Origin of the sequence: Mariniflexile sp. HNIBRBA6329 (assembly GCF_043558645.1) — a bacterium.
GTDB lineage: Bacteria > Bacteroidota > Bacteroidia > Flavobacteriales > Flavobacteriaceae > Mariniflexile.
The window spans coordinates 41,973-53,389 of record NZ_JBIFXS010000016.1; the positions used below are offsets into that span (position 1 = coordinate 41,973).

General features: G+C 33.4%; 5 protein-coding genes. All 5 read right to left on the reverse strand.

Annotated features, from left to right (window positions below):
- Positions 1-4: 4 nt before the first annotated feature.
- On the reverse strand, positions 5-3,088 hold the full coding sequence (locus tag ACGK9U_RS14330; protein ID WP_394467128.1) for a SusC/RagA family TonB-linked outer membrane protein: 3,084 nt from the start codon (positions 3,086-3,088) through the stop codon (positions 5-7).
- A gap of 430 nt (positions 3,089-3,518) precedes the next feature.
- Positions 3,519-4,130, reverse strand: coding sequence for a DUF2225 domain-containing protein (locus tag ACGK9U_RS14335; protein WP_394467130.1), 612 nt, complete (start codon positions 4,128-4,130; stop codon positions 3,519-3,521).
- A 189-nt stretch (positions 4,131-4,319) separates the two neighbouring features.
- The gene (locus ACGK9U_RS14340; protein ID WP_394467132.1) at positions 4,320-8,840 is read right to left on the reverse strand and encodes an autotransporter-associated beta strand repeat-containing protein; all 4,521 of its coding nucleotides are present in this window, start codon (positions 8,838-8,840) and stop codon (positions 4,320-4,322) included.
- A 234-nt stretch (positions 8,841-9,074) separates the two neighbouring features.
- On the reverse strand, positions 9,075-9,449 hold the full coding sequence (locus tag ACGK9U_RS14345; RefSeq protein ID WP_394467134.1) for a GntR family transcriptional regulator: 375 nt from the start codon (positions 9,447-9,449) through the stop codon (positions 9,075-9,077).
- 97 nt (positions 9,450-9,546) lie between these two features.
- Positions 9,547-11,298, reverse strand: a complete 1,752-nt coding sequence (locus ACGK9U_RS14350) for a RagB/SusD family protein (protein WP_394467136.1) — start codon at positions 11,296-11,298, stop codon at positions 9,547-9,549.
- Positions 11,299-11,417: the final 119 nt, after the last annotated feature.

Below are 11,417 nucleotides of genomic sequence, written 5' to 3' on the forward strand. Positions count from 1 at the left end.
TTTTTTAAAAATTAATATTTAAGCCTAGTGCAAAAGATTTCACGATAGGATAAGGAGCTGAAGCACCTTTTACACTTGGAGTAAAAACTTCCGGATCTCCTCCTTCATAGCTTGTAAATAAGAAAGGGTTTTGAATATCTACATACACTCTCATGTCATTAAAGAATACAGATTTTAGCTGTTCTGATGTAATTGTATATCCTAAATTGATACTTCTTACCCTTAAAAAATCAGCATTGGAAATAGTTATGTCTGACCCCCAATTGACTGTATCTCCTATATTTCCCAGAGCAGTTTCATCATACGTCACCCCAGGCAAAGTACCTTTAGGGTTTTGGCTAGACCATACATCAATTGTATTGCCACTTCCACTAGTATTCAAATCTAACATTGAGATTGGGTTTGCCCAGTTTAAACTATAATTTTGCTTAAAAGACCCGACTTGTCCATATAGTGCAGTTGAGATATCAAAATTCTTATAAGTAAATTTAGTTGTTAATCCAAAAGAAAGATTGGGGGTTTGATCATAAATAATTACATCATTCCTATCTAATACATTATCCCCATTTTGGTCAACAAATCTTGGAGCTCCTGCTATACTAGCAGTAGCAGGTTGATAATCTGAAATCGCTTCTCCAATTTGTATAATACCATTTGTTTCAAAAGCATACATACTCCTTACGGGATCATTCACATTTAAAAATGTTGAAGGATCATCTTGAGCAAACCTTTCAACCCATTTATAATCAAAATGAGAAAGATTAACCGCCATGTCCCATCTCACATCATTTGTTCTTATAAGGTCGCCTCCAATATTTATATCAAACCCTTCACGTACTTGTTCGCCACCGTTTGCAGGTCTTGTAGAAATAGCTGATAAAGCCGATGTATTCACAGAACCTCTAAGCAAATTGGTAATATTATCTTGAAACCACTCAAAAGAGCCATACAGTCTTCCTTTAAACATTTCAATATCTAATCCAATATTTTTCATTATGGTTTTCTGCCATGTTAGGCTTGGGTCGTCAAGTTGAGAAAGCCTATAAGACACATAAGACACACTACCATCTTCAAAAGCTATAACATCACCTATAGGATTATAATATCCATAAGCTGCTCCAGATGGCAAAGTCTCTCCTGTAGTACCGTAACTCCCTCTTAACTTTAAAAGATCAATATTATCTTTTAAACTTTCAAAAAATGGTTCATTAGATATTTTCCACCCAACAGAAATACTAGGAAAAGACGCGAATTTACTTTCTGGGAAAAACTGACTAAAACCATCATGTCTAATAGCTCCTTCAATTAAATAACGATCAAAGAGATCAAACGACGCACGCGCAAAATATGATCTTGTTTTATTAATATATTTCCAAGAATTACCATTTGTGGGAGCCCCTGAAATATTAGTAGTGTTTATGTTATCTAACATATCAAATGCCTGTACCCCAAAACCAAAACCTTTATCTATATATTCTCCAAAACCAGCTACTGCATTAATTTTTAGATTTGTAAAATCTTTTACAAAAGTTAAATACGATTCAAACGTATGTCTTTCTCGATCAGATTGTTGTAATGAGGCGCGTGCCCTATTATCATCAAACCAGTTAGTTGTAGATGGTATAAAAAAGTCTCTAAATGATGATTCCTCATTGTAGCCATACAATACTTTACCCGTTAACATCTCAGGTATAATCGTTAAATCTAAAGATGTTGTTGTTAATAAAGAGCTGTTTTTAGATTCATCTTTTATATCTAATTGCGCAACTGGATTACCTATTAAACCAAATTGCGTGAACTCTCCAGTATTAGGATCTTTAACAGGCAAATAACGAGGATAGGCAAGAGCCGCTTGCAAAGCACCATAACTATTTGCGCCGCCACCTCCTGTTTGCTGACCAGCTACAGGATTGCCATATGTTGAACGATTACCATTAGCACTAACATTTAGTTTAGCAAAAGGCAATATTTGAAAAGACAAGCTCAATTTACCTGTTAGCTGCTTAAGCCCTGAATTCTGAACGGTACCCTCCTGATCAAAATAGCCTCCAGAAAAATAATATGTTGCTTTTTCAGAACCTCCACTTGCGTTCATATTGAGATTATTTATATATCCAGATTTTAATAACTGATCTAGCCAATCCGTGTTAACTGTATTATTAATATCACTATTTGAAAAAGTAGGCACATAACCCGATGGTGCAGTATTACCAAATGGCTGCATATTATTTTGAGCAAGATACCTATCCTCTTCAAACCTGTTATAAAATTGCATATAATCTTTAGCCTCTAACTGCTCTAAATATGGCGCATTTACTTGCAATGAATGGCTTAAATTCACATTCACCTTCATAGCACCCGATTTTCCCTTTTTTGTAGTAATTAAAATAACACCATTGGCAGCATTTACACCATAAATGGCTGCACTAGCGTCTTTTAATATTTCAACAGACTGAATGTCATTTGGATTTACGCCTCCCAAATTACCTCTATTAACATTATTAGTTTCGGCGTGATTAACACCTGACTCCAAATTACTACTAGGAACAATTACCCCATCTACTACAACTAATGGATTGCCCCTACCTCTAATTGACAAATTAACCCTACCTCCAGGTTGAGAGCTTGACTGATTCACCTGAACACCAGCCGCCTTACCAAACAACAAATCTGTAACACCTGAATTTGATGAGTTTGGTATATCAGTAGCATCTACCGAAACTACCGATGTAGTTATGTTTTTCTTAATGGTGGTTCCGTATCCTACAACCACAACTTCATCTAAAGCTGTCGTGTCCTCTCCCAGTTGAATTAAAAATTTGTCTTTTCCAATAACAGAAACTTCCTTAGACAAGTACCCAATGTACGAAATAATCAAAGTAGCATTTTCATTATTAATATCAATAACAAAATTCCCGTCAAAATCTGATTGCACCCCATTAGTCGTACCTTTCTCTATAATTGATGCCCCAGGTAATGGCATACCTGCAAGATCTTGAATGCTACCTGAAATAGTTTTCTGAGCAAACACCGCTGACCAACTAGTAAGGACAGCTGTTAAAATAATTAACTTTAATTTCATCTTCATTAATTTTAGTTGTTTTATTGGTTATTTAGTTGTATTAAATATTTCCATGTAAAAAACCAAAGATTACGTACAATAATTTCTTAGTAAAGAATATATATAGTCTTAAACTTTTTTACATTAATATTTAAACAAATTTAATTAAACAAAAAAAATACAATTAGCCTATTAGTGATATTTAATCGCCATTTCTTGCAATACGTAATGTCTTGGATTTAAACTGGAATTACTACATTAGACAGGAGATAAAATAAGAGAACATGCTTACTAATTTAAAAAATGGGATTGTACACCACTAATAGCGAATTAAAATAAACCGCTAAAAATCGATTCTATATGTAAAGATTTAAACTTATGACATGATATTAAAAATGAAATATATTACTCTAGTTTATTTATAGAATCTTAGTTATATTACTATATTTTTAATATTTTAAATTCGATTATTATCATTTCTTTTCATAGCTAGCTCTTTTTGTATAACAGCCATTTCTTCAACCCAAGGGCTTTTTTCAGGGTTATTTATAGCTATATCATAATATGATTTAGCTTTTCTAAAATGACCGGTTCTTCTATACATTTCCCCTATTAGGTAGTTTATGGAAGCTATTTCGGTTTGGTTAGTATATTCTTTATTTTTTATTGCTTTGATTAAATAATATCTTACCTTATTTTGCAACTCTTTTCTGTATTTGTCTTTTTTTACATTTCCTTTTATTATATATGTACCAATTAAATAACAATTTGCAATGTGATCTGCGTTTTGTTTAAGACGTTGCTTAATTTCTGCCGCAATTTGACACTCTAGTACTTCATCAACTTTCACATCATGGTACCTTTTCAAGAGCTTCTTTATGTTGTTTTTTTCATCCTCATTATATTCAATCTCAAAATCAAACAGGTAGCCCGAGAAATGACATTTTGAGCAACTATTAATTTCTTCTTTATAATGATCATCTGAATCTTCCTGTCTCTGAAAATCTGCATAATTGCCAAAGGCAGCCGATCCCATTGTTACGCAAAACTCAACTGTTGTACCATCCATTGGGCACTTCACTTTTTGAGGGTGGCAAACATGAGCCCACGACATATTAAACACTAAAAACATTATAAAAGTTACAAGCAATTTTCTCATTTTAATATTTGTTTCATGGTTAATACATATTAAAAAAATAAGGATTTGTACTCTTAATTAAAAGGGTAACAAATCCTTTTTACTTAATTCGATCTCAACCTACTGTTTACTTATTTTTTTACTAAACGACGCATTATCTTTTAAAATTTTTAAAAGATAAATTCCTTGAGAGTAGTCTTTCATATCAACTATAACTTGACCTTCTTTTGTTTTAATAGTTATTAATTTTGTACCTAGAATGTTATATAATTCAATTTTTGCTCCTATAAGTTCGTTTGGCAAATGAACATTAAAACTATTTAATACAGGATTTGGATAAACTTTTATATCACTATCATTGATAGTTGCTTCAACTGATAAAAGATTAGTTACGCCAATAATACCATTGCTTTTTAATAGAGAGGTGTCCCACGCTAATCCATCACCAGGCGTTGCAGGATCAATTGCATCAAAATCACCAATGATATTAGAACCACTAAAAATTGTAAAGGAATTTCCATTTGCATAATCCACACCGCTTTGATTTACTATTTTAAGAGTCCCATTTAAAGTAAATTGATTCGCTCCCATTTTTAAAAGATCTGAAGTGTTTGTTTCTACATATACATCAGCTTCATACGCACTTCCATCCTGCATGGTTACGGCTTTGTTTACCGTAAGTGTTCCTAATACTGGATAACCCGGCGCTAGAGTCCCTCCGCTAGCCACATTAATTGTGTTAGACAAAATACCCGTTCCAGATAAAGTTCCTCCAGTATTAATCATTAAGGCACCTGTACCAGCACCACTTCCTGTTGTATTATTTACAATTAGTTTCCCTCCATTTACATTAGTAACACCTGTATAGGTATTTGCATTTGTCAATATCAAAGATCCTGTACCTATTTTAGTCAGCATATTACTAGAAATCACTCCGTCATATTGCGAATCAATATTTTTAGCTCCAATTTCCCAATTAGCCGAAGTTAAAAAACTTGCTGCAACCCCATTTAAGGCTCCAAACTTCACTGTTCTATTGGTACTTGTCGACAAATAGGCTTTTCCATTTAAATTAATAATTGCATTGGCGTAACCAAAGGTGTTGTTTAATCTAAAATCTCCATTCACATTAAGAATTCCTGTAAAAGCTGACCAATCCCCTCTAAATTCTGTACGTATGTAAGGCATAGTTACATTTAATGTACCCGCACCAGTTAATTCACCTAATAAAACAGCTCGCCCATTGGGAGTAAAGGATCCTGTTTTACCTAAAGGAACTTCTATATCCCAAGTTGGAGAATCATAAGCCCCTCTATCCTCCATAATTAAAGAACCAGATTCTATGATCAATTTACCCAATGTTCCAAGTCCGCTTGTATTTCCTAAAGCACCTCTTAAATAAATAGAACCATTTTTTAAAGTTGTTGTCCCCGAATAAGAATTGTTATATAATAAATACAAAGAACCTGAACCGTCTTTTACCAAATTACCTGAACCGGTAATATCTCCAGTAAAAATCGCATACTCACTTGCAGAAGGAATATTAATTGTTGAAGTTCCTGTAATGGTTAGCACCCTGTCGGTAGTACTATTATGGTTGATTTGTAAAGTGGCATCATTCACAACAAGATTACCCTCGTTGTTAGCTGTCGTTCCTAGAGACGAAAGTTCTCCACCGTTATTTATAACAGAAACCGCTAAGGTTCCACCATTTACAATAGTTTTTCCCGTATAAGTGTTATTAGTTAAATCTAATGTTACTTTATTGGTATTCGATTTAATTAAATCACCAGTTCCATCAATTGCTCCCGTTCCACTTATAGAATAATCACTTGTTGCATTAAAGCTTACCCCTGAAGTATTAGCTATAACAGAAAGTTGAACTGATTTGTTTAACCCTGTTTCATCAAAAACCACGGCATCTTTTGGTGTAAAAGCTTCTTGAATACCATTCAAATCAAAATTCTTTGTACTGGAATCCCATTTATCATCAATTGTTCCTTTCCAAGTTATTGTACCTGGATCACGCAAACCTTCAATTTTAAGTTTGATTTGGTTGTTTTCAATGATAATCTCATTAGGAATACCATCTAAGCCTTCAACAATAAAATCCTCTATTATCGCAGTAAGAGTAGCTGTTGATTTTATCAAGGTGTAAATACCGTCTTTTGCAACACCATCTTTGAACGCTACAATAATTTTATTTTTACCTGAAAAAATAATATTTCCATTTACAATTATATCATCATTTAATGTTGCTGATTCTGGAACAATATCAAATGCAAAGTTATTATTACCAGGAACAGCTAAATCTCCATTTATAACCAAAGAACCTATTAAATCGGCTGTAGTTCCGCTTCCTGGATTAATTCTACCTCCATCAATATTAAAACCTTTCTCTAAAACAACTCCTCCATTGTATGTTCCAGTACCACCAATAGCTCCTCTAGGTTTTACAGTTACTTTGCTCTCTATACTTCCATTAACATTCAAGGCTCCTTCAGAAATTTCTGTTGCTCCTGTATAATCATAATTCCCGTTAAAAGTAACTGAACCTGACAAAGACTTCACCACATCCATTGCCCCAGTAATTTTTCCTGTTCCCGAGAAAACATAATTTTTATCTTGAGCATTCATAAACCAAATCTTCTTTGGAGAAAAATTATTACTTAACACAATTGGATTAACATTGTTTCCTCTTGAATCAAACATGATAATATCATCATTTGTAAATAAAGCACTTTCTCCATTTGAATACCAGTTAGTGGTAGCAGTATCCCAAACAGCACTTGTAGTTCCTGTCCAATACTTATCTGCCTTTTGAATAGGCGAAATAGACGGTTCTTGCATACCATCGCCAATATAAAAATCAGTCAAATGCCCTTGGTAATAGCCTCTAACATGCATACTATTTAAATACCCCGGATTTTGTGAAAGGGTATATATTCTTTCTGAAGTAGGAATTGGCGTGGTATAAATTCTTAACTCAGAAAAGCTATAATCCTCATAAATAACTTCTTCTCGCCAATCTCCTAAAATATCCCCCACAAAACTGGGTGTATTGGGACCTACATTATGACCTGAAAAGGTGCTATTTCCGTCTATTCGAATTCGTTCTTCTCCATCAGCTAAATAATTCCATTTAGTCATTTTAGTATTGTCTAAATTTTCTGTTAACAAATCACCATCCCAAAAAATTCTAAAATTCGGATACGAAGCTGGCATATTTACTGAGGAAGTTGGTGCTCCAGACACATTATAAAGATGATCTACAAAAGTGTGAAACTCGTATCCCGTAAAACGGGGATCAAAATCTCCCACATTACCTCTTCCCATATCAACATTATTTGGGTTTTTTTGAGTTAATAAAACCTTACCTGTTTTGGCATCATGATAATACCACATAATACCAGAAACACTATAACCCTGTTGAATTCCATAACCTTCCAAACCTGGTCGATTAGGATCTAAATCACCAATAAAAAAACGATCTCCATGAAAAATATCCTGCTCTGCTAAAGTATATAGTAAAGCCCCATCATCATCAATAACATAACCCTGTACGCTTATTTCGTCTTTTCCATCACCATCTACATCTATAATTCTTATTTGGTGTCCCGTTGGAAGCGTTTTACCTTGATCTCTTGAAATAAACTGCCACCTTTGAGCTAATGTTCCGTTTTTCCAATCCCAAGTGGTAGTCATATCATTAAAACCTTCACTGCCTGTTCTATTTTTAGCTTCCCAAACTACACTTGGATGAATACCATCCAAGTAAGCAATTCCCATATGACCATTCATAGGCCCTTCTGCTAAGAAAGGGTTATCATATTGCGTTCGTGATATCTCTGCTCCGGTTAATCCGTTTAGAACAGACATAAATTGAACATTATTATCTGAAGGGTAGTTCAAAACGGAGCCATCTCCAAACTTCACTCCATTAGCTGTTCTAATAATAACCTCGGCTTTTCCATCCTCATTGATATCATACACCTCTAAATTATCACCATGACCAACATCTACTGTTGAAGAGCCAGGTTCATTATTGTATTGATAAAGACTGTTTGGGCCGCAATCCAACTGCCATAAAAAAGTACCGTCTTGTTTATAAGCTTCTACTATCATTGGATTTGCGGCAGTATTAGTTCCTGAATAATCTAATGATGACCTAACTATAACAAAATCATAATCACCATCACCATCTAAATCTCCAACACGTACATATCTTGCCGTATAATTAACGAGATCTTGATTCAAGGGTATACTCATATAGGATCGCACAGGAGTATGAGCCGGCATTATAAATGAACGACTTGCTTCTTGTTCGACATCATTTATAACGGCTTTTACAAAATATTCATTAGATACATTAAAATTAGCTGTTGTATCTGTATAATTCGTTCCAGTAGTAAGAATGGTAGTATTCAATTTTACTGCAGTTCCACCTCCTGAGGAACGATAGAGATTAAACCCTGTAGTTGTTGGTTCTGTGGCAAATAAACGCCAAGAAATAAATGCTTTTGAACTCTCTGATCGAATAGCTACAACGCCTCTGTCCAAATCTTGTACTATACGCTGAGTATTCCCTTTGTATCCTAAAATAAATACACAAGTAATTATTATTATTTTAATATGCTTCATCTTTTAAGTTTAAATTGTAGTTCCAAAATTAAACAGGGGAGGATTAAATCGGCTTATCAATTCTTGTCAAAACAAGTCATTTTTTCCTCAAACACGTTTCTATAAAATTGTAGTTCATCCTATAAATCAAACAAACCTGTACAAACTATTAAAATGAGGTTTTATTAATAGTTTTTTTGCAAGTACACACAATAAATAATTATAAGGTCATAAACCAAAATTGACTTTTATTATCTATTTACTACCATGCTCCATTAGTTTCAAGAAAGTTGATTCATCGCAATTGTAAATTTTTAATTCTAAGTGATAATTTGTATTTATATTTTTAACATAAGATTTGTATATTTTTAATTCATTTCTAATATAACTAACATACGTTCCTTTTCCTTTTTTTCCTTCTATTATCTTTCTATCCTTAAGGATACGATAAGCTTTTTCTACAGTATCTCTTGATACACAATAATCTTTACTAAAGGCATTAATTGAGGGAAGTTGAGCACCTCTACTAATTTCTCCTTTGGATATATTATGAGCAATACAATCTACAATTTGTAAATATTTTGGAATTTTAGAGTGTAAATTAATATTTAAGTCCTTGTGTAAATTCATAAATATATTATTTAGTTTTAGAAAAACAGATATGGAACATTTAGTTTTTAAATAAATCTAAATGGGCTCTATCTGTTATTTTTTTTACTATTACTACCTATTCTTCAACTTTCCAGATAAAAGGCAAATACCAGTTGTTGGTATTCATTAATTTGGTATGAACCTCATTGGCTTTTGGGTTGTTATCTTTAACTAATTTATCATAAACTTTATCTGCTAAAAAAGCAGGATCATTACGGCGTAATGCAATACGAATTAAATCTCCCCAACGGTTACCTTCAAAGGCTAAATCTAAAGCGCCTTCTTTAATAAGATTGTTTTCAATTGAAATCAAACTGTCACCTACTACTTCTGCTCTTTGAAGATATGCACGCCCTCTTATCCCTCCATTACGGTGCCAATCGCCTCTGTAGCGAGGAAAATCACCATTTCTTGCATCAAAATCATAAGGAAAAGGTTGTTTCGTTTGTTCTATGTTTGTTTTATCTGTTTCTCCTTCAACAGTGTATGCAGATAAAATTCCAAAATTTAAAAGGGCATTTGCAATTTTATGCTGATTATCCCGATTTGCAGCCTCTGCATAACGCAAATGAAGTTTTGTTGCACGATACAAAAACCAATCTCCACCAGTATTAAATTCATCAAGAGGTATTTGACTAGTAGGATCTAGGTATTTAAGCAGATATTTTATGATAACTGGTTGACCGTTAATAATGTTATAAGAGAATTTTTGTCCTCTTGCATCATAAGGAAAACCATTTCGTTGTATTTGACTATCCCAAAGGTTCATAGCACTTTGCGAAGGTTTTACCAAATACTTTCCTCCTTGATTTGAAAACAAATCTATGAATGGATTTTTGGGAGCAAAATTACTATCAAAAGGGAGTGACCAAATCCATTCTGTATTCCAAAGCGCATCTTTCTCTCTCACAAACATTGATTTCCATCCTTGGGTATTATTATTTACTAAAGAGTAAGTATCTTGTGCTCTATTCCTCAAATAACCTACCGCTAAGTCATTATTATTGGCTATATCAGCATATTTAACACGATACGTATCAAAGCGTACCACATCACTACTACTTCCACTCCCCGTTTCCATTACATTTTTATAATGAGCTGCTGCTTGCAAATAGTTATTATTCCATAATTGTAAATCACCCAATAAACATTCTTTATTAATAAAAAACTTGGCAGTATTATTTCCATCTACATTAATAACAAGTGTACTATTTGCACTGTAAGGATCTGTGTAAGGAAGGGATTCCGCAAAAGACACAAGTTCATCGATCAATTGTTCAAAAGGAATTCTGACATAAGTATTTGGATCTTTTATATCATCAATTTTTTCTATGGGTTCAGTTATATAAGGTACCGATCCATAATGAATACCTAACTGTAAGTAAATCCAACTACGTAAGATGCCAATATCAGAATAACGCTCATTATATTCATTGATATCCATTCTATTATCTTCAACCATATCCTTAAAGTTCTTAAGGACATCGTTACACAGATTTATCACCTCGTAAAAATCTTTAGGATTTGCATACGGGTTGGCTTCACTTACTGAATGTTCGTTCAATTCTTGCAGAAATAAATCTGCATTATAAGTTGGACTAAGTAAATCTGCCCTTAATTCATTAAGGATTACATGTTTTTCTGCGAGTCCCATAAATTTACCGTAAATACCAACTACGGCCGCATCAGCATCAAAGATATCCCGGTATACCTGTTTTTTGTTCAATTTATCCTGAGGCTCTACTTCAATAAAATCTTGACAAGAGTTCAAGGTTAAAAAAAAGGTTAAAGCTCCTAAAGTTATTTTGCTACTAATATTTTTGATCATTGTTTTCATATTTTTAACTCTAAAATTTTTAATCACTATAGCCCTAAACGCAATCCTATTTGTACTGTCATGAATTGAGGCATAAGACCTATATCAACACCTTGTCCAAAAATAGACGA